At 65.5% G+C, this 19360-nt stretch carries 17 protein-coding genes and 2 pseudogenes; 11 read left to right on the top strand and 8 right to left on the bottom strand.

The annotated features are described in order from the left end of the window. Positions 1 to 6 precede the first annotated feature (6 nt). The 10 genes and pseudogenes from F6X42_RS13065 to F6X42_RS13025 all read left to right on the top strand — a co-directional run. Positions 7 to 1023 carry an aldo/keto reductase gene (locus F6X42_RS13065; RefSeq protein WP_187634616.1) on the top strand — a complete coding sequence of 339 codons (1017 nt, stop codon included), beginning with the start codon at positions 7 to 9 and terminating at the stop codon, positions 1021 to 1023. Then, the gene (locus F6X42_RS13060) at positions 1020 to 1868 is read left to right on the top strand and encodes an amidohydrolase family protein (RefSeq protein ID WP_187634615.1); all 849 of its coding nucleotides are present in this window, start codon (positions 1020 to 1022) and stop codon (positions 1866 to 1868) included. Before F6X42_RS13065 ends, F6X42_RS13060 begins: the two co-directional genes overlap by 4 nt. A gap of 25 nt (positions 1869 to 1893) precedes the next feature. Beyond that, on the top strand, positions 1894 to 2208 hold the full coding sequence (locus F6X42_RS13055) for an L-rhamnose mutarotase (protein WP_246530076.1): 315 nt from the start codon (positions 1894 to 1896) through the stop codon (positions 2206 to 2208). Between the two features lie 114 nt (positions 2209 to 2322). Then, positions 2323 to 3333, top strand: a complete 1011-nt coding sequence (locus tag F6X42_RS13050; protein WP_187634613.1) for a zinc-binding alcohol dehydrogenase family protein — start codon at positions 2323 to 2325, stop codon at positions 3331 to 3333. Between the two features lie 25 nt (positions 3334 to 3358). After that, positions 3359 to 4492, top strand: coding sequence for a mannitol dehydrogenase family protein (locus F6X42_RS13045; protein WP_187634612.1), 1134 nt, complete (start codon positions 3359 to 3361; stop codon positions 4490 to 4492). A gap of 86 nt (positions 4493 to 4578) precedes the next feature. Further along, a pseudogene (locus tag F6X42_RS13040) lies at positions 4579 to 4881 on the top strand (cation:dicarboxylate symporter family transporter); the annotation flags it as partial. A gap of 208 nt (positions 4882 to 5089) precedes the next feature. Beyond that, positions 5090 to 5212 (top strand): hypothetical protein, encoded by a 123-nt coding sequence (locus tag F6X42_RS45290; RefSeq protein WP_281393962.1) that lies wholly within the window; start codon positions 5090 to 5092, stop codon positions 5210 to 5212. Between the two features lie 100 nt (positions 5213 to 5312). Continuing rightward, entirely contained in the window at positions 5313 to 5897 is a 585-nt protein-coding gene (locus F6X42_RS13035) for a helix-turn-helix domain-containing protein (protein WP_187634611.1), read from the top strand. A gap of 264 nt (positions 5898 to 6161) precedes the next feature. Further along, positions 6162 to 6419 (top strand): hypothetical protein, encoded by a 258-nt coding sequence (locus F6X42_RS13030; protein ID WP_187634610.1) that lies wholly within the window; start codon positions 6162 to 6164, stop codon positions 6417 to 6419. Positions 6420 to 6624: 205 nt separating this feature from the next. After that, positions 6625 to 6870, top strand: a pseudogene (locus F6X42_RS13025) (SDR family oxidoreductase); the annotation flags it as partial. Positions 6871 to 6993: 123 nt separating this feature from the next. Here F6X42_RS13025 and F6X42_RS13020 read toward each other — a convergent pair. From F6X42_RS13020 to F6X42_RS12985, 8 genes are all read right to left on the bottom strand, one after another. Beyond that, positions 6994 to 8010: a UDP-glucuronic acid decarboxylase family protein gene (locus F6X42_RS13020; protein ID WP_187634609.1), complete on the bottom strand. Its 1017-nt coding sequence runs from the start codon at positions 8008 to 8010 to the stop codon at positions 6994 to 6996. Positions 8011 to 8062: 52 nt separating this feature from the next. Next, positions 8063 to 9019 (bottom strand): glycosyltransferase family 4 protein, encoded by a 957-nt coding sequence (locus tag F6X42_RS13015; RefSeq protein WP_187634608.1) that lies wholly within the window; start codon positions 9017 to 9019, stop codon positions 8063 to 8065. Next, positions 9009 to 10148 (bottom strand): glycosyltransferase family 9 protein, encoded by a 1140-nt coding sequence (locus tag F6X42_RS13010; protein ID WP_187634607.1) that lies wholly within the window; start codon positions 10146 to 10148, stop codon positions 9009 to 9011. The genes F6X42_RS13015 and F6X42_RS13010 overlap by 11 nt, the downstream gene beginning before the upstream one ends. After that, the gene (locus tag F6X42_RS13005; RefSeq protein WP_187634606.1) at positions 10145 to 11233 is read right to left on the bottom strand and encodes a glycosyltransferase family 2 protein; all 1089 of its coding nucleotides are present in this window, start codon (positions 11231 to 11233) and stop codon (positions 10145 to 10147) included. Before F6X42_RS13005 ends, F6X42_RS13010 begins: the two co-directional genes overlap by 4 nt. After that, complete coding sequence (locus F6X42_RS13000; protein ID WP_187634605.1) at positions 11230 to 12975, bottom strand: carbamoyltransferase family protein; 1746 nt, start codon at positions 12973 to 12975, stop codon at positions 11230 to 11232. The genes F6X42_RS13005 and F6X42_RS13000 overlap by 4 nt, the downstream gene beginning before the upstream one ends. A gap of 22 nt (positions 12976 to 12997) precedes the next feature. Continuing rightward, on the bottom strand, positions 12998 to 14260 hold the full coding sequence (gene waaF / locus F6X42_RS12995) for a lipopolysaccharide heptosyltransferase II (protein WP_187634604.1): 1263 nt from the start codon (positions 14258 to 14260) through the stop codon (positions 12998 to 13000). Next, positions 14257 to 14859 carry a D-glycero-alpha-D-manno-heptose-1,7-bisphosphate 7-phosphatase gene (locus F6X42_RS12990; protein ID WP_187634603.1) on the bottom strand — a complete coding sequence of 201 codons (603 nt, stop codon included), beginning with the start codon at positions 14857 to 14859 and terminating at the stop codon, positions 14257 to 14259. Before F6X42_RS12990 ends, waaF begins: the two co-directional genes overlap by 4 nt. A 122-nt stretch (positions 14860 to 14981) precedes the next feature. Further along, entirely contained in the window at positions 14982 to 16289 is a 1308-nt protein-coding gene (locus F6X42_RS12985) for a glycosyltransferase family 4 protein (protein ID WP_187634602.1), read from the bottom strand. Between the two features lie 375 nt (positions 16290 to 16664). On the opposite strand from F6X42_RS12985, the gene F6X42_RS12980 reads away from it, so the two are divergent. Further along, positions 16665 to 19358, top strand: a complete 2694-nt coding sequence (locus F6X42_RS12980) for an ATP-binding cassette domain-containing protein (protein WP_187634601.1) — start codon at positions 16665 to 16667, stop codon at positions 19356 to 19358. The last annotated feature ends 2 nt before the right edge of the window (positions 19359 to 19360 follow it).

Here is a 19360-nt window from a genome sequence, read left to right as displayed (position 1 = left end):
TTCCTGATGAAAGCAAGTGATCTGCGTGATCTGTCACGCGGCGCAGTGCAACTGAGCGCACTGGGTATGGGCTGTTCGCAACTTGGCGGCTTGTATCGCACGATGCCGCCGGAACAGGCGCGTGCGCTGATGGACGAAGCGTGGTCGCTCGGTCTGCGCTATTTCGACACGGCGCCGTTCTACGGGTACACGCTTTCGGAACGCCGCGTGGGCGACGCGTTGTCAGCACGGCCACGCAACGAGTTCGTGCTGAGTACGAAAGTCGGCAGGCTTCTTCGGCCAGACCCGACGGTCGGGGCCGGCGATGACGGCTGGGCTGAACCGCTCCCTTTCCGACCGCATTACGACTATAGCTTCGACGGCGTAATGCGGTCTTTCGAAGACAGCCAGCAGCGTCTCGGTATTGCGCAAATCGATCTGCTGTATGCGCACGACATCGGTCGAATGACACATGGGGATGCAAACGTCGAATTCTGGAAACAGCTGACAGACGGAGGCGGCTTCCGCGCACTCGACACGCTGCGTAGCGCAGGGCAGGTCAAAGCCATCGGCCTCGGCGTGAACGAGTGGCAGGTTGTACATGAAGCCATGCAGGAGATACAGCTCGATGTGACGTTACTGGCGGGCCGCTATACGCTCCTCGAACAGGATTGTCTGTCGCCGTTCCTCGACAATTGCGTACGGCATGGGAATTCGATCGTGGCCGGCGGTGTGTTCAATTCTGGCGTGCTGGCAGGTAACGGCAAGTTCAATTATGGGGACGCGCCCGCGGGTGTCGTGTCGCGTGTCAACCGGCTGGCTGAGGTTTGCCGCGAATTCGAGGTTCCGCTACCCGCTGCGGCACTGCAGTTTCCGCTTGCGCATCCTGCGGTTGTGTCGTGCGTGGTGGGCGCGCGCAGTGTCGAACAACTCCGGCAGAACGTCGCGTGGTTTGAGCAGGCGCTGCCAGCCGGATTGTGGCAGGAGCTGAAGTCGGGCGGTCTGATTGCGGACACCGCACCTGTGCCGAAGGTGGTCCAGTGAGCCTGCGTATCGACGCACATCACCATTTCTGGCACCTCGCGGCGCGTGCGGGGCATTGGCCTCCTGCCACCCTCGGGCCGATCTATCGCGACTTCGGACCAGCCGATTTTGAACCGCTGCTGGAGCAATGCGGCATCGACGGAACCGTCCTGGTCCAGTCCTTACCGGACAGCCAGGACACCGGGTTTCTGCTCGAACTGGCGGAGCGTCACTCTTTTATCCGTGGCGTGGTGGGATGGGCCGACCTGAAAGCACCGCACGCGCCGCAAACGATCGATGCTTTGGCCCGCCACCCGAAGCTGAAAGCGCTGCGGCCGATGTTGCAGGATCTTGCCGACGACAACTGGATCGACGGCCCGGCATTGCGACCGGCGATTACCGCGATGCTCGCGAACGACCTTGCATTTGATGCGCTGGTCGTCCCGCGTCAGCTCCCCGGATTGGTCGCATTCGCGAGGCGTTATCCCGGTCTGCGGATTGTTATAGATCATGCAGCCAAGCCACTGATCGCTATCAGGCAACTGGAGCCGTGGCGAAGCGCCATGAACGATCTGGCCAAACTCGAAAACGTACATTGCAAGCTGTCCGGCTTATGGACAGAAGCGCCGCCGGAGACCGACTTCGCCGCTTTCGAGCCCTACGTCGAAACGCTATTCCGACTGTTCGGCACGCATCGTCTTCTGTGGGGAAGCGACTGGCCGGTCCAGCGGCTCGCAACACATTTCGGAGGCTACGCCGGGTGGCTCGCCGCCTGTGAAAAATACTGTGACCAATATGCCCGCAATGAGGACAAAGACGCTGTATTCGGCGGCAACGCTTATCGCTTCTACCGGCTCGAAGAATAGGGAGAGTGTGATGCAACGAATGGCAATGGTCATCGGCATCGATCCGCAGTACATCGACGAATACAAACGCCTGCATGCGCAGGTGTGGCCGACGGTGCTCGATCGCCTGAAACGCTCGAATGTCACCCGCTATTCGATTTTCCTGCGGGAGCCCGAGAACCTGTTGTTCGGTTACTGGGAATACGTCGGAACTGACTATGAAAGCGATATGGCGGAGATTGCGCGCGACCCCGAAACACAACGTTGGTGGAGCCTGTGCGGTCCGTGCCAGAAACCGTTGCCGACTCGTGCGCCGCCGGAACACTGGGCACAGATGGAAGAGGTCTTTTACCTCGAATAGGTGTCGTCGCGACATCGCACTCGTTTGACCTCGCCATAAAGAGACAAATTAACCGAGCCCGCATCGAAGCCGCATCATGGCTTCGAGGGTTCTGTACCTGAAAGAGGAAACCTAATGCTCACCGTTATTTGTGAAACTCCCGGCGTACTGCGCTCCGAGACGCGCTCAATGCCATTGCGAGAGCGCGGCGAAGTGTTGCTACGAGTGCGACGCGTCGGCGTATGCGGCACTGACCTGCACATCTTTACCGGCAACCAGCCATTTCTGGCGTACCCCCGCGTGATGGGACATGAACTGTCGGGGACGGTCGAAGAAGCAGATGCGGATTCCGGCCTGGCAGTCGGCGACCCGGTCTACGTGATGCCCTACCTGTCATGCGGTCAGTGCATTGCTTGCAGGAACGGCAAAACGAACTGCTGCGTGAACATTCAGGTATTGGGTGTGCATCGCGATGGCGCACTGACGGAGTATCTAAGTTTGCCGCGTCAGTTCGTTCACAAGGCTGAAGGAATCACGCTCGATCAGGCGGCAATGATCGAGTTTCTCGCCATCGGCGCGCACGCGGTTCGCCGCGCAGAAGTTCAGGCCGGACAGCGCGTGCTGGTAGTCGGTGCCGGTCCGATCGGTATGGCCGCAATGATCTTTTCACGTCTGCGCGGGGCCACGGTAACGGCGCTCGATACACGGCTCGATCGTCTGAACTTCTGCGCTGAGAAAATCGAAGTGGCGGCTACCGTGCAACTCGGTGATACCGACGTCGACGAACTGACGAAACTCACCGACGGCGAATTCTTCGATGTGGTCTTCGATGCGACGGGTAATCCGGCTGCCATGGAGCGTGGCTTCGAGTTTATTGCGCACGGCGGGAAATACGTGCTGATTTCCGTGGTGAGAGACAAGATCACGTTCTCCGATCCCGAGTTCCACAAGCGCGAAGCCACTCTGATCGGAAGCCGCAATGCGACTGCGGAAGATTTCGAAACGGTGCTCAGGGCCATGCGTGCCGGTCAGGTGCCCGATGCGGCACTCAACACGCACCGGATGAAACTTGCCGAAGTTCCCGCGGAATTTTCGAAACTGCTCGAACCGTCCGCAGGCGTAGTGAAAGCGATCATCGAATGCTGACAACGACGCAGATCGGGTATTAGCCATGAGCCAGCCAATTCTCCAGTTCGGCACCAGCCGCTTTCTTCAGGCGCATGTCGACCTGTTTGTTTCGGACGCCATGGCGCGCGGTGCCGCGCTCGGTGGCATCACAGTCGTGCAGACGACCAGCAGCGAGTCCAGTCAGAAGCGTATTGCAGCGCTGGCAGAAGGCGGACGATATCCGGTACGGATTCGAGGTATGCGTCACGGAGTGCAGGTGGACGAGATGCTGAGCGGCAACGCGGTGCGCGCGGCATGGCACGCCGGGACTCACTGGAAACAGGTGCGAGATGCCGTATCGGAACATGTCGAAGTGATTGTTTCCAATACGGGAGACAGGGGATTCCGGCTTGATGACCGGGATACCGCAGCGCTCGTGAATCATCCGGAGCGCGTGCCACATAGCTTCCCGGCCAAGCTGCTGGTGCTGCTTCATGCCCGTTGGGAAAGGAATCCCGATGCGCCGCTCTCCCTTTTTCCGTGCGAACTCGTGGTCAATAACGGCGATACGCTGCGCGAACTGGTTGTGACTCTCGCGAAAAATTGGCGGCTGCCGGAGCCATTTACTACCTTTCTTCGAACGCGTTGCATATGGGCCAATTCGCTCGTCGACCGCATCGTTTCACAGGCGATTGAACCGGTAGGCGCGGTTGCGGAACCGTATGCGCTCTGGGCGATTGAGCAGCAGCCGGGACTGGTTTTACCCTGCACTCATGAGAACATCGTTTTGACTAACGACCTGCAGCACTTCGAGCGTCTGAAGCTGTTCCTGCTCAATCTCGGTCACAGCTATCTGGCCGAGCGCTGGCTGGAGGACCGCAGGCCGGCTGACGAGACCGTATGTCAGGCAATGAACGACCCGATACTGCGCGCTAGCCTGGAAACCGTCTGGGCGGAAGATGTAGTTCCGACATTTGCGGCCTTAGGTCAGCGCGATCAGGCTCTCGCCTACCTCGTCGAGTTACGCGATCGCCTACTCAATCCGTTTCTCGAGCACCGGATAGCGGACATCGCGCAGAATCACACAGAAAAATTGCAGCGGCGTTTTCTGCCGCTCGTGCAACTTGCCGATAAACTCGGCGTGAGTCCTGGACCGCTGCGAATACGAGCGACGCTGGAGCGTGTCGCATCGGTTTAGGAAACTGCGTCGGGAAAGTTATCGGCTGCTTTACGTCCAGGTTCTGCTTGGAATGGGGCTCGGCATGACCGTCGGCCAGTTCTGGCGTTCTGGGCCTCGCGACCGCGTTCGCGCTGCATGCGGGTGCGGGACTGCACATCGACGCGCATCATCTGGACACGGCCATCCTGGCGCAGTATTCGACGCGCACGCAGTCGCACGGGCTCGTCGAGTTCGCACTGCATCTGATTCCGGAGACGCTCGTCGGCGCCTTCGCGAAAGGCGAGGTTCTGCCGGTCCTGCTGCTTGCCCTTCTGTTCGGCTTCGCATTGAACGCCAGCGGAAGCGCCGGACGGCGAGTGCAGGAATTCATCGATAGCGTCGCATACGTGCTGGTCCGAATCCTCGCGACATTTCCTCACCATACCGGTCTGAAGACGCGTCAGTGGTCTGAAGTCATTCCCGCGCTCGCGAACATTGTCGCCGCCGCGAAAACGCTGCGCAGCCAACTTTGAAAGTTTCTCCGCCTGGCGCAGGACTCGGGAACGCTGATTGCGTGTCAATCACGATGGCCGTGGTTAACCCCCGGTCACCCGCAATCTCACCTAGGAGAATGTCATGACTTCGGACAAGAATTCGAATCGTCAGCCGGCGAACCCGGTGCAGCCTGGCCGCGACAGCGGACAGCAGCAACAGAACCAGACTCCTCCGACGCATCAGGGCGGCCAGCGCCAGCCCTGAGCGCGATGAGCGACGGCGTGTGCCAGCGTGGTCGCGCGAAAAAACCGGGGACCCAGCGAAATAGCGCCGCGAATGGCGGATCGTGACTACGAAAGGCGACGTGGAAAAACTACACATCTATCTGTTCGGCGCGCACGATGCGGTCCGGCACGAGCAGGCGCTGATCCGACTCGACAAGGCCGGTTTCATGGTCACGCTCGCGCGGGTCGCGGTCGAGGATCTGCCGACCTACGTGCAGGCAAGCGAACGCCCCGAGCTGCAGAGTCTGATCAGACGGATCGCGCCGCGCGACACGCTCGTCGTTCTCGAACTGGCCGCGCTCGGCTGCAACGCGCGCGATATCCTCGTCACGGTGATGCAGTGCCGCAAGGCCGGCGTGGCGCTGCGTTGCGTCGAAGTCGGCCATTCCGATCTGGCCGGGCGTCCCGAACCATCGGCGGTGAAGGCGCTGCGCGCGCTGGTGCGGCTCGATGCAGCGTGCCGCAGCCTGCGCAGCCGCGATAGTCTCGCGGCTGTTCGCGCGAGCGGCAGGCACACGGGCCGGCCGCCGTCGCTGTCCGAGCAGCAGCGTCAACGCGTGCTGCAGTCGCTCGGCAAAGGCCAGTCGGTCAGCGAGGTCGCGCGGCGCTTCGGCACTTCACGACAGACCGTGATGCGCATCCGCGCGGACACGCCCACCGCGTAGAAATTGCCAGCGGATTCTCGTCTCGTCCCGTTCTTACCGCATCGCCTGATCCAGGGTCCGTTCGGCGCATTATGCGCGAACGGCTACGTGAAAAGCGCCAACGTGCCGATACGCGCGCACATGCGTCTGCCCATAACCGTTCAGTTACGGACAACACCATGTGCTTTGCTTTGAAAGTTCGCGCGTCTAACCTCAACGTACGCATGACAACCTCAATCCCTGCGGGATTCGGACCCGAGGCGCGGCGCCATGCCGTGTGAAGCGATGAACGTGAAACGTCTGACTGTTTATGCCAGCCCGGGGTCCCTGCGAGTCGTCGCAGTCTGGAAAAGCCTGATCGAACATCGTGCGCAGGTGTGCGGGTGGTCCGCGCATGTGAACTGCGCGGGCGGGCGCGAGTCACTGAGCGTCGATCTGCTGGATTGCCCGGCGGATCGCCTCGCGAACATCGCGGCCGCGTTGAGCGCGGGACCGATGACGGTGCTGACGAGCGACACCGAATCGACCATCCGTTCGTCCTGAAGGCGCGGCTCCGGTGAGAGTCGGTAGCGCGGCCGACGCTTTTCGTGGTGCTTGAGCTTTACCCTACGCCATCGCCCCGTTCGCCCTTCGCGGCATGGCTTTTGAGCGGCCCCCGTGGCACTGCTCTCCAAGCGGCCCTTGTGACCGCTTCTTTTTTGCGCCTCGCGAGATTCGCACCGCCGCCGCCATGCACGGTGTGTCATTTGCTTGCCGCGATCCGCGCGGCCTGTTTCCGCAGCCGCCGTTTCAGGATCAGCAGCAGCCGTGGCCTGGTCTCGCGAGCCGCATGACGCCGCGTCCTGATCATGGTGAGTCGAGCTATCGCGGCAGCGGCCTGCTCGCGGGGCACAAGGCGCTGATCACCGGCGGCGATTCCGGCATCGGCCGCGCGGCGGCGATCGCTTTCGCGCGCGAAGGCGCGGACGTGTCGATCATCTATCTGCCCGCCGAGGGGCGCTGGCGATGTCGCGCGCGAGCTATGTGACAGGGCAGGTGTACGGCGTGACGGGCGGCGAGGGCCAGCCGTGAAACGCGAAGAAGGGCGCGGCGACGCTGGCATCGCTGCGCCGCTGGCTCAATGAGTGCGAGCGGACGCGGCTGCAGCGCCATGCGTGCCCGCACCCGGCGGCGTCTGTTGACTCGCCGCGAGCCGCGCGCGGAAATAGCGCGCGGTACGCAGGAGCCCTTCGTCGAGCGACGTGCCCGGCTGCCAGCCGAGCAGCGCCGTCGCCAACGCGATGTCCGGCTGCCGATGCCACGGATCGTCGGCCGGCAGCGGCCGCGTTTCGAGCGGCGACGCGGAACCGGTCAGCGCGACGATGCGCTGCGCGATGTCGCGCATCGACACTTCGTGCGGATTGCCGAGATTGACCGGGCCGCCCGGATCGTCGGCGCTGTTCATCAGCAGGATGAAGGCGTCGATCATGTCGTCGACATAGCAGAACGAGCGCGTCTGCGTACCGCCGCCGTAGAGGGTCAGCGGTTCACCACGTAGCGCCTGCATCATGAAGTTCGACACCACGCGGCCATCGGCCGGATGCATGCGCGGGCCGTAGGTGTTGAAGATGCGCGCGATGCGGATCGACAGGCCATGCTGGCGGCGATAGTCCATGAACAGCGTTTCGGCGCAGCGCTTGCCTTCGTCGTAGCACGAACGTGGACCGATCGGATTCACGTGGCCCCAGTAGTCTTCTTTCTGTGGATGCACGAGCGCGTCGCCATACACTTCGCTAGTCGACGCCTGGAAAATCCGCGCGTTCACGCGCTTGGCGAGCCCGAGCATATTGATCGCGCCGTGCACGCTGGTCTTCGTGGTCTGCACCGGATCGTGCTGGTAGTGAATCGGCGAGGCGGGGCACGCGAGGTTATAGATCTCGTCGACTTCCACATACAGCGGAAACGTCACGTCGTGACGCATCAGTTCGAAGTTCGCGCAGTCGAGCAGAGGCGCGATGTTGTCCTTCGTGCCGGTGTAGAAGTTGTCGACGCACAGCACGTCGTGTCCCTGCGCGACGAGCCGCTCGCACAGATGCGAGCCGAGAAAGCCGGCGCCGCCGGTGACCAGAATGCGCTTGCGGGTCAGTTCTTTCATGGTGCGTGATCCTCTGGTTGGACCGGATGAGCGTTTAAAAACCGGTGCGAAATCACGCCGTGACGTGCAGCAGCGTGTCGTGCCAGTCCTGCGCGAAGCGCTCGATATGAAAGCGTTCCAACGCGGTGCGGCGTGCGCCCGCGCCGAGCCGCCGTGCTTCGCCGGGATCGCGCAGCAGCCCGAGCATCGCGTCGACGAGCGCGTCGACGTCGGTATGCACGAAGCCGTTTTCGCCGTTGCGGATCACGGTGGCGAGCTCGGTCGTCGCGAGACCGACGATCGGCATGCCGATCGTCATCGCCTCGACGATCGCGAGGCCGAGGCTGGTCCAGCGGATCGGATTGAAAAAGAAGCGGTAGCGCGCACTGAACGCGGCAAGATCGAGGTTGCCGATTTCGCCGATGCCTTTCAGCCGCCGCGCGTCCATGCCGACGAGATCGAGCGGCACGCGCGTGCGGGTTTCGCCGAAGACGTCCGCACCGAGCCGCCGGCCGCGCTGCGCGAGATGATTGACGACCACGATGCCGCGCTCCAGCTCGCCGGTATAACGCGCGCCGTCGGGCACCACGACGCCATGTTCGATCACGCGTGTCGGCGTGACGCCGCTATCCCACATCAGCCGGTTGAAGTGCGTGACGTGAACCAGCAGCGTTTCGGGATCATCGACCCAATGCCATTGCTCGAACGGGTTCTCCTGCGGCGGATCGTGCTCGACGTAGACGCGCGGCAGACGCTGCTGCGCGGCGCTCAGCACGTGCTCGCGGTCGTATTCCCAGTGCGTGCGATGCTGGTACAGCACCACGTCGAATTCGTGATTGGCGACGTCGTCGATCGCGATCTCGTGCACGTTGTCGCCCCACGGCAATACGCCGACCTTGCCGGCATAACCGGGCGGATGTCCGGGTTTCGTCACCAGATAGAAATCGTGCGGCGTCTGGCTCAGGTAATACATGTAGTTGCCGTGCACGTGCCAGGTCAGCACGCGCAGTCGGCGGCAATTACGCAACATGGTGCCGATCCTCGAAAGACAGCGAAACGGTTGCCTCATGCAAGGTGCCTGGCGCGCCTGGCTGCGCGCCGGCCGCGAGCGCAAGCTGCGCGCGGGCGGTCTCGACGACCTCGTCGACGCGAACGTTCAGCGCGCACGGATGGCCGTACGGGCAGTCCCGGAACATGCAGGGCCGGCACGCCGGATAGTCAGCGAGCACGCGATGCCGCGCATGATCGAGCGGCGCCCAGCGCCGGGTGTCGCTGCCACATGCGATCACGACCGACGCGGTCGCCAGCGCCGCGGCGAGGTGCGAGATGCCGGTGTCGTTGCAGACCACGAGCCGTGCATGCGCGACCAGCGCCGCGAGCCCGCCGAGCGACGTCGCGCCCGCCAGATGCAGCGCGGGCGCGCTCATCGCGCCGAGCACCGCGCAGGTCAGCGGCGCTTCGGCGGCCGTGCCGGTGATCGCGATCTGCCAGCCGTCGGCGGCAAGGTGGTCGGCGACGGCCGCGAAGCGCTCGGCCGGCCAGCGGCGCGACGGCAATTGGGAGCCGGGGTGAAGCAGCACGAGCCGCTCGTCTTCGATACCGTGACATGCGCGCAGCGCGGTGTACTTGTCGAGGTCCAGCGCGGTGAGCGGGAACGTCAGACGCCGGTCGTGCGCCGCTACGCCGAGCGCGCTCATCAGTGCCAGATAGCGCTCGGGTTCCGGCAGTGCGTCGGGCCACGCGATGAAGCAGCCGTCGCGCGGCGCCTCGTCCGGCTGCACGAAGCCGGCGTCGGCGCGTGCACCAAGTTCATGTAGCAGATCGTTGGCGATGCCGCCGCTGCCGTGCAGCTGGATCGCCAGATCGAAACGCCGGTTGCGCATCCGCGCGAAGAACGCGGGTAGGCCATCGTTCGATTCGGGCTGCTCGGGAAAACCCACGGCGCCGGGAAACACGATCAGTTCGTCGATGAGCGCCGCATAGCGCTCGACGAACGCGCGTGCCCACGGCAGTCCGATCAGCGCGATATGCGCCTGCGGCGCGGCCGCGCGCAGCGCGCGCAGCGCGGGCACCGCGCACAGCATGTCGCCGAGCTGCAGCGCGCGAAAGACAACGATACGGCGCGGCGCGAGCGCCGCCAGCAGCGAGGATACGGTCATGGAAAGAACACCTTGAAACGGATGGCGCCATAGAGCCGCCAGTAGATCGACAGGAACGGAATCGGGATCGATGTCCAGATCATTTCGGCGACGTGGCGCCAGCCGTGGTTGCGCCCGCGCAGGCGCCGCGCGCAGAAATAGCCGGTCAATCCGCACCATGCGAGCAGACCCGCACCCGCGAGCGTCGGAAGATCCGCGAGCGCGCCGCCGAGCGCGAGCAACGCGGCGGCGAGAATCGCGTAGTACAGCAGCGGCGGCCGCGAGCGGATACGCGTGCGAAACAGTTCGGGATGCTTGCGATAGAGCAGCGCATCGAACTGGCTCTTTTTCTGCTGTGCGATGCTCACGCCCCAGCGCGCGGGCCGCACTGGATGCACGACCACCGCGTCGCGCGCGCGCACGATCCGGCCGCCCGCGGTAAGCAGCGTGAACTGCAAGTCCGAATCCTCGCGCCACGCCGACGTGAAACGTTCGTCGAAGCCGCCGGTCGCGACGAGCGCCGCGCGCGTGACGAACACGTTCGCGGTCGCGAATTCGGCGCGCGCGAGGCCGCTCGCGTCCGCCTCGTAATCGGTCGGCAGCTCGGGCAGCCTGGGCAGCGGCACGACGATCCTGCCGGCGGCCGCCGAGGCGCCGTGCGCGAGCGCCGCGACGCCGGCCGTCAGCCAGTGCTGATCGGGCAGCGTGTCGTCGTCGGTGAAGGCGATCAGCGGCGCGCGCGCATACTGCCACCCCGCATTGCGCGCGCCGGCCGGACCTTGGGTGCGCGTGACCGGCAGGTAGTGCACTTCCAGGCCGCGTGGCGCCTGTTCGCGCGCGAATCGTTCGACGCAGGCGCGCGTGGCGTCGTCGGGACCGTCGTCGCAGACCACGATCTCGTAGCGGTGCGGCGCGAGCTGCTGCGCGCACAGCGCGGCGAGGCAGTTCGCGAGCATCGCGGGACGGCGGTAGGTGGGCACCACCACCGACACGTCGGGCCACGACGGTGTGCGCAGCGTGCGGCCGGCTTCTTCGGCATCCTCGCTGCTGCGGCGCGCGGCCACGCCGCCATGCAGTGGCGCCGGGCACATGACCGACGTGTTCATGCGCCGCCCCCCGCCTTGTCGACGAGGAACGGGCCGATCACGAGCGCGTCGAGCGGCGAAGTCCAGAACGACTCGACCGCGTCGCGCGGCGAATTCACCATCGGCTCGCCGCGCGTATTGAACGACGTATTGACGAGGATCGGCACGCCGGTGCGCTGCCTGAACGCGGCCAGCAGGTCGTAATACAGCGGATGCTGCGCGCGGTTGATGGTCTGCACGCGCGCGGTGCCATCGACGTGGCGCACGGCCGGAATGCGCGCGGCCTTGTCAGCGCGCACGTCGAACACGAACAGCATGAACGGCGCGGTTTGGCCGTTCACGAACCATTCGTTGGCTTCCTCTTCCATCACGACCGGCGCGACCGGGCGGAAGTCCTCGCGATCCTTGATCTCGTTGAGCTTCGCCTGCATCCGCGGATCGACCGGCGACGCGAGGATCGAGCGCGCACCGAGCGCGCGCGGGCCGAATTCGGTGCGGCCCTGATACCAGCCGATCACCTTGCCTTGCGCGAGCAGATCGGCGGTCTCGCCGGCGATATCGGCGAGACGCCGGTATGGAACTTTCGACCAGCGCAGAAACTGCTCGATTTCCGCTTCGCTGTATTCGGGCCCGAGATACGCGTGATCCATTCTCCAATGACGCTCGCGGTCGCCGCGCGCGGCACGCTCGCGGTAGTCGGTCCACAGTGCCGCGCCAAGCGCGGTGCCAGCGTCGCCGGCCGCCGGTTGCACCCACACTTCGCTGAATGGCCCGGCATCGCGCACCTTCGAGTTCATCACGCAGTTCAGCGCGACGCCGCCCGCCATGCAGAGCCGGCTCAAGCCGGTCTGCCGATGCAGCCAGTGCGCGAGTTCCAGCACGGTTTCCTCGAGCACGCGCTGCAGCGAATTGGCGATATCGAAGTGGCGTTGTTCGAGCGGCCCGCCGCGTTCGCGCGCGGGACCGAAGCGCCCGGTCAGACGCGGCGCCTCGACGGTATAGCTGCCGTCCTGCCGGTAGCGGACGATCTCGCGGAATACCTCGACATAGGCCGGCTTGCCGAACGACGCGAGCGCCATCACCTTGTACTCGTCCGATGAGTGCAGGAAGCCGAGCCAGTCGGTCACCGCTTCGTAGAGCAGCCCGAGCGAGTGCGGCAGCTCGACCTGCTTCAGGCGCTTGTACTCGCCGCCGACGAATTGCCCCATGCTGGTCGTCACGCCTTCGCCGCGACCGTCCATCGTCAGCACGGCGGTGTCGTCGAACGGCGCGGCGAGAAACGCGCTCGCCTCGTGCGCGAGATGGTGCTCGACGAAGTGCCATGCGAAGCCATGTTCGCGGTCCACGCCCTGAAAGCGCTTGCGCAGATGATGCGGCGCGCCGTCGAGCAACTGGCCCTTCGCGTTGGCGATATAGCTGAGAAACAATGGGTCCCACGGCGACGCGGACGGATTGTCCGGATGCGTGCCGGCCGGATCGAACGGCAGCTCGATCGTCGTGCCGGGCTTCTTCGGCATGCCGCCGAACAGCGTGGGGTCGTAAGAGTAAGCGACGTGATCGAGATCGGCGAGCGTGATGCCGGCTGCTTTCAGGCAATAGTCGATCGCATCGAACGGGAGTTGCCAGGTCGAGAACGGCACGGGGCGTTTCGCGTGCTTGACGTGCGTGAAGCGCTCGTCTTCGGCGGCGGCGAGCACCACGCCATCGCGCAGCAGCGCGGCCGCGCTGTCGTGATAGACCGCATTGATTCCGAGTGTGTACATAGCGTTCGCCATCAGAGTGGGTTCAGGGGACCGTGGGCTGATCCGTCAGAGACGGCGTGCTCGTGCTATCGGCGCGACCGGCGCGAACCGGTCGCGAGCCGGCGCGCTCGGATCCGCCACGACGCGGCGCATGCGCATGCGCGCGCCGCAATTCGAGTGCCGCCTGCACGACCTCGTCGGTCGGCACGCCGAGCAGGCAGGCGTGATGCCCGAGCGGACACACGCTGCGATAGCACCAGCGGCATTCGACGTCGCGATACAGCACGCGTTGCGGCGTTTGCCACGGCGTGTGCTGCGGGTTGGTCAGCGCGTAAAGATCGACGACCGGCGTGCCGAGCGCGGACGCGACGTGCACGGGGCCGCTGTTGTTGGAGACCAGCACGCTCGCGCGTTCGAGCAGCGCGGCAAGCTCGGCGAGGGTCAGCGCGCCGCTCAGGTCGTACAACTGCGCGCGCACGCCGGGCACGGCCGCGCGCATCACGGTCTCGACGAGCGCTCGCTCGCTCGCGCCGCCGGTCACGAGCACCGGGGCGCCGGTTTCGCACGCGAGCCGGGTTGCGACCTCGCCGAAGCGCTCAGGCGGATAGCGGCGCGACGCGGCGGTCGCGCCGGGATGCAGCACGATGCACTCGGTGTGGCGGGTAATGCCGAGCGTCCGCAACTTCCCGTCGAGCGACTGACGCGCGGCGGGCGGCACGCGAAAGCGCATGCCGGTGTCGCGCGTCTGCGCGCCGACGTGATGCACCAGATCGAGCTGGCGTTGCACCTCGTGCCGCGTGCGCTGCTGCGGCTCCGGTTCGCGCAGCCAGTCGGTCAACAGCGCGTACGGATTTTCGCGGCAATGCGCGAGGCGGCGCGGAATCCCGGCGAGATAGCACAGCATCGCGGCCGGCAACGGGCTCTGGCTATAGACGGTGAAAATCACCGCCGCATCGAAGCCGCCGCGCCGCAGCCGCGCCTGCACGCGCTGATCGTCGAGCAGATCGCGCGTCGCGTTCGACACCCGCGCGACCCACGGCGCGTCGTATTCGATCACGTCGTCGACGTCGTCGAGAAACGGCGCGAGCGCAACGCCGCTGCCCGACGCGAGCAGCGTCAGATGGCGACCTTCGGCGGACTCGCGCAGCGCGTGCAGTGCGGGCGTCGTCATCAGCACGTCGCCGAGATTGTCCAGGCGCACGCACAGGATCCTTTTGACGTCGTCGCCCCAGCACACTGGCTGCGACGTGTCGGGCACGCGCGCGTGAGCCAGCCTCGGCGGCGCAAGCGGCAGTGGCGCGTTCACCGTAGCGCCTCCTTGCGGCGCGCCACGGCGGCCGATGCCAGGCCGTGCAACACGACGAACTGCGCGGCCTCGTGCAGACCGGTGGCGCGCTCGCTCGGCGTGCGCTGCGGGCCGGTTTGCCAGTGGGTCTCGTGGCCGTTGTCGAGCAGGATCGTGCGACAGCCGGCGCGATTGCCCGCTTCGACGTCGTCGAGAATGTCGCCGATGAACCAGCTGTTGCCGAGATCGAGCTCATGCTCTTCGGCCGCGCGCAGCAACATGCCGGGCGCGGGCTTGCGGCAGTCGCAGACGATCGCGTAACGCGCGACGCTGCCCTCGGGATGATGCGGGCACCAGTACACGCCGGCGAGCGTGGCGCCGCACTCGGCGAACATCTGCCGCAACCGCCGTTCGACGTCGAACAGCGCTCGGTCTTCGAACTTGCCAAGCGCGATGCCGGATTGATTGCTGATGACGAACAGCGGGTACGGATAGGCGGCGAGCAGCGCGAGCGCCTCGCGCGCGCCCGGCGCGAAACGCATGAACGCGGGATCGGCGTTGTAGGGCACGTCTTCGAGCAGCGTGCCGTCCTTGTCGATGAACACAGCGGGTAGCGCCATGATGGTTCGTGTTATGCGCGAGCTTCAGTCAAAAGTCGGAACAGGCGCGCCGCAGCCGCTGGACCGGCCGCGGCGCGTTCCCGATACGCACGCTGCGCGCGTTCGCGCGGCGTGCGCCGTCGTCAACGGAACGATGCGCCGGCGGCTGCTCGCAGCGGTGCCTGCGCCGGCTCCGACGTGGCGTCGAGCGATGTTTGGGCCGGTGCGAGCCTTGCCGCGCGCGCATAGAGTTGCGCGAGCGCTTCACTGACGCCGCGCCAGGTGAAGCCGGTCCGCGCACGGTCGAGGCCCGCTTCGCCCATCCGGCGCGCGAGCGCAGGGTCGAGCCGCAAACGGTCGAGACGCGCGGCGAGCGCGTGCGGATCGCGTGGCGGCACGAGAAAGCCGGTCACGCCATCGACGACCGAATAGCGGATGCCGCCGACATCGGCGCCGATCACCGGCGTCGCGCAGGCCATCGCCTCGATCGGCGTGATGCCGAACGGCTCGTACCAGGGCGTCGTCACGAACACGTCGGCGGCGCTGTAGTAGTAGCGCAGCCGCGCGCGGCCCCGTCGGCCGACGAAGCTGGTCTGGTCCGCAACCCCGCATTCGCATGCGATCTCGCGCAGGCGCGCGATCTCCGGCGTCGCGATTTCGTTGGGCGCGTCCGAATTGCCGCCGACCACATACAGCCGCGCCGCCGCGCCGAACGTGTGTTTCAGCACGCCGACGCCGCGCACCACGTTGTCGATGCCTTTGCGCTGCACGAGCCGGCCTAGCTGCAGCACGATGAAGTCGTGCTGGCGCCAGCCGAGCGCGTCGCGCGCGACCGCGCGCTCGATGGGCCTGAACTCGTCGGCATCGAAACCGCACGGCACGATCTCGATGCGCGCCCGATCAGCGCGATAGTGTTCGAGCAGATCGGCTTCGTCTTGCGGACATTCGGCGACGACGACGTCCGAGCGTGCGACCAGATCGTCTTCGATCGCGAAGCGCTCGTCGGGGAAGCCGTCATCCGCTCCCTGATGGATACGCCGTACGCGGCCTAGCGCGTGGAAGGTCGTGACCAGCGGGATGCCGAGGGCCGCCTTCACTTGCAGCGCGGCGAGGCCCGACATGAAGAAGTTCGCGTGCATCACGTCGTAGCGTTGCGGTTCGCGGCGAAAGAACGCGATCAGAAACGCGGCGAACTCGCCCATGAAGGGCAGCAGCTGTTCCTTCGGCAATTGCCGAGGCGGCCCCGCGGGCACGTGAATCACACGCGCGCCGTCCATCTCGACGCGCTCAGGCAGCAGTGCCCGATCGCGGCGCGTGAACACGTCGACCTGATGGCCCATTTCCACTAGCTGGCGCGCGACGTTTGCGACGTAGATGTTCTGCCCGCCGCTGTCGACGCCACCGGCGACAGCAAGTGGCGACGCGTGTTCACTAATCAGAGCGATCTTCATTGGCATTCCTTTGCGACGCGCGGTTATTGATTGAGGTTCGTATCCGGCGCTCAGCATGTGCTGTGCCATTCGCATGCTGCGGCGTGGAGCAACGACGCAAAGGTTGGGCGAGACGGACCAAGCGCTGTGGCGTACCCTTTTTCGCCAAGCGAGAAGCGCTGTGGCGTTCCCTGTTTCTACACACGGTCATGTAACTTCGAACCACTCGCGCCGCATCGCGACTAGCATGAGTGAAGGACTGCACCCATTCAATGAGCAAGCTGTTCGCGCAAAAGGGCTGTATCCAAGGACTTTTTTGCTCGCTGCCGGGCGCGATGCTTGCTCGCTGCCACACCTGTGTCACGTTTTTTCCGGCGCGCTACGACCCAGGATCTCATGCCGAATTCCGCCCAGGTGCCTCGCTCCGAACTGACTCGTCGAATCTTTGGCGATCTCGCGCAAGCGGTATGGCGTTATCGCGGACAGACCATCGCGGCGCTCGCGCTGATGATCGCCGCGCGGCTAGCGACCGTGCTGGTGCCGCTCACGCTGAAGCACATCGTCGACGAACTCGGCCATCCGCTCGCGCATGTGGTGTTTCCGGTGTTCCTCGTGCTCGCCTATGCGCTGCTGCGCTTTTTCGGCGATGCGCTGAACGAGGCGCGCGACGTCGTGTTCAGCATCGTCGTGCAGCGCACGGTCGCGGCGCTGACCGAGCGGACCTTCGCGCATCTGCATCGGCTCAGCGCGCGCTTTCACACGCGGCGCGAGACCGGCGCGATCGTGCGCGACGTGCAGAAGGGCGCGGACGGCATCGGTTTTCTGCTCGGCACCGCGCTGTTTACGATCGTGCCGACGCTGTTCGAGATCGCGGTGATCGTCGCGATCATGGTGCACAGCTATGCGCGCGAATTCATGCTCGCGATCGTCGTGACCTTCGTGCTGTACGCGGGGTATACGTTCGTGTTCACGCGGCGGCGCGTCGCGTTCCAGCGCGCGGTCAATCTGCTCGAAGCGCAGTCGGACGGCCGGCTCGTCGATAGTCTGCTGAACTACGACACGGTCAAGTACTTCGCGACCGAAGACAGCGAAACGCAACGGCTCGGCGACGTGCTGGAGAAGTGGGTGCACGCGCGGATCGCCAACCAGAACGCGTTGACCGCATTGCACGTGGGACAGAGCGCGGTGATCGCGCTCGGGGTGGCGGCGGTCATGCTGCTCGCCGCCCAGCACGTGGTGGACGGCAGCATGAGCGTCGGCGATCTGATTCTGGTGAACGCCTACCTGATCCAGATCTGCATGCCGTTGAACACGCTCGGCTTCGTGTTTCGCGAGACCAACGACGCCCTCGTCAACGTCGAGCGGATGTTCGTGATTCTGGCGGCGCGCGGCCGCGTCGGCGAGGATATCGACGCGCGCGACGCGCAGCCGCTGAAGGTCGGCGCGGGCCTGATCGAGTTCGAACATGTCGATTTCGGCTACGACACGGCGCGCCAGGTGCTGCGCGACGTCGAGTTTCGCGCGTACCCTGGCAAGACGCTAGCGGTGGTCGGCGGCAGCGGCTCGGGCAAGTCGACGCTCGTGAAGCTGCTGTTCCGGCTGTACCGGCCTGAGCGCGGCACGATCCGCATCGACGGGAAAGACATCAGCATGATCACGCAGCGCAGTCTGCGCGAGGCGATCGGCATCGTGCCGCAGGACACCGTGCTGTTCAATGAAACGATCGCCTACAACATTGCCTATGGACGTCCGTCGGCGACCCGCGCCGACGTCGTGCGCGCGGCGCGTGCCGCGCAGCTCGACGAGTTCATCGAGCGCTTGCCCGACCATTACGACACGCGCGTCGGCGAGCGCGGCGTGCGGCTGTCGGGCGGCGAGCGACAGCGCATCGCGATTGCGCGCGCGATTCTGAAGGACCCGCGCATCATCGTGTTCGACGAGGCGACGTCCGCGCTCGACACCCGCTCCGAGCGCGCGATCCAGACCGAACTGACGCGCCTCGCGCGGGGCCGCACGTCGATCGTGATCGCGCACCGGCTTTCGACGGTCGTCGACGCGGACTGGATTCTGGTGATGGAGCACGGCCAGGTGGTCGAGCAGGGCACGCATCGCGAGTTGCTCGCGCGCGAGGGCGTGTACGCGAAGATGTGGTCGCTGCAATGGCAGCAGGGCGAACTCGAACACGCGCAGCGGCGGCTGACCGCGCGATCGGTCAGCGTCAGCGCATTGACGGCGGGTGTCATCGATGCGCTGCACGACGAGATCGCCGAACGACGCGTGGTCGTCTACGCGGAACCGTCCGACAGCGAGCTGCGCGTGACCGGCGATCCGAGCGTGCTGCAGCCGCTGATCGCCGAACTGTGCCGCAACGAGATCGCGCAGGCGAGCCCGGGGCAGCGCATCGCGTTGCGCGCGCAGCGTCACGCCAATCACGTGTGGGTCAACGTGCTTGGCATGGGCGACAAGCCCGCCGAATTGTCGCAGGCGACGGCGCGGCAGATGGAAAGCGCGCTGGCGGCTGCCGGCGGCAGCTTTACGCTGACGCCACTGGATGGCCGGCTCGCCTATGTGGCGATGCTGCCGCTGCGGCCGGTCGCGGATGCGCAACAGGCGCTGGCGTCGTCGTCCGCCGCGCCGAATGCCGGCGACGCGGCTCCGCTCGACGGCCTTTTCGTCATCGCGATCGACGATCAGGAAGAAGCGCGCGACGCGCTCGAAGCGGTGCTGGGCACGAGCGGCGCGCGCGCGCGGCTATTCGCAGCGGGCGCCGAAGCGCTGCACTGGCTGCGCGCGACGGACACGGCGCAGTGGCCGCACGTGCTGCTCTGCGATCTGATGCTGGCCGACGAAGATGGCTACGACGTGCTGCGCCGGTTGCGCGAACTGGAAGGCCAGCGACCGTCACGAACGGGCAGGCCACTGCCCGCGATCGCGTTGACCGGCTACGCGGACGCACTCGACCAACCGCGCGCGCGCACCGCGGGCTTCGACGCGCATTTGCACAAGCCCGTGCCGCCCGCGGAACTGATCGCGGCAATCCGGCGGCTCGCGCATGCGCCGTCGCGCGCGGACACGGCGTTGCCGCGATAACG

The organism is Paraburkholderia podalyriae (assembly GCF_014397785.1).
GTDB classification, from domain to species: domain Bacteria; phylum Pseudomonadota; class Gammaproteobacteria; order Burkholderiales; family Burkholderiaceae; genus Paraburkholderia; species Paraburkholderia podalyriae.
Note: the sequence above shows the minus strand (reverse complement) of the source record. Positions and strands in the feature narration are given on the sequence as shown.